The following is a 637-nucleotide window of genomic DNA, read 5'->3' as shown; positions in this document are numbered from 1 at the left end:
AAGCCGGTGTCGCTGGCGATGCGACTGTTCGGCAACATGTTCGGCGGCGAGATCGTGTTCCTGCTGATCTGGGTGCTGGGCGGTGCCGGCATCCTCGGTGCGCTGGCCGGCGGCGCGTTCGGCTTCGGCTGGATGCTGTTCCACCTGCTGGTGATTCCGCTGCAGGCGTTCATTTTCATGATGCTGTCCATCGTGTACCTGAGCCTGGCGGAAGACAGCCACTGACGTTTCTGTTTCACGCGTTCTAAGCAACCCTTCGTTCGATTCACCATCCTCAAGCAACTTTGTTCCTGGAGAAAACCATGTACTTCGCCGTCCTGACCAACCTCGCCCAAGTCCAGAGCTCCACCGTCCTCGCCGTCGGCATCATGATCGGCCTGGCCGCGCTGGGCGCCGGCCTCGGTCTGGCCATCATGGCCGGCAAGTTCCTGGAATCGGCCGCGCGCCAGCCGGAACTGATCCCGGTGCTGCAGGTCCGCATGTTCATCACCGCCGGCCTGATCGACGCCGCGTTCATCATCAGCGTCGCGGTCGGCCTGCTGTTCGCGTTCGCCAACCCGATGATCGGCGAGTTCGTCGCGCGTCTGCCGCAGGGCGGTTGATCCCGTCGTACCGGCGTGCGGTCGCCATCGGCGGG

General features: G+C 64.1%; 2 protein-coding genes. Both read left to right on the top strand.

What is annotated here, in order from left to right; genetic code table 11:
- Positions 1-225 (top strand): F0F1 ATP synthase subunit A (locus D588_RS25085; protein WP_043085450.1); only part of this gene is annotated, 225 nt, incomplete at its 5' end.
- A 77-nt stretch (positions 226-302) separates the two neighbouring features.
- Positions 303-602 carry a F0F1 ATP synthase subunit C gene (atpE, locus tag D588_RS0116425; RefSeq protein ID WP_010340497.1) on the top strand — a complete coding sequence of 100 codons (300 nt, stop codon included), beginning with the start codon at positions 303-305 and terminating at the stop codon, positions 600-602.
- Positions 603-637: the final 35 nt, after the last annotated feature.

This window comes from Xanthomonas sp. SHU 308 (genome assembly GCF_000364645.1).
GTDB lineage: Bacteria > Pseudomonadota > Gammaproteobacteria > Xanthomonadales > Xanthomonadaceae > Xanthomonas_A > Xanthomonas_A sontii.
The sequence above is the reverse complement of the archived record's forward strand: the minus strand, read 5'-3'. Positions and strand labels throughout refer to the sequence as shown.

What these genes read in the sequence shown, in the direction of transcription:
- atpE (WP_010340497.1), top strand. Translation starts at nt 303, where the DNA reads ATGTACTTCGCCGTCCTGACCAACCTCGCCCAAGTCCAGAGCTCCACC.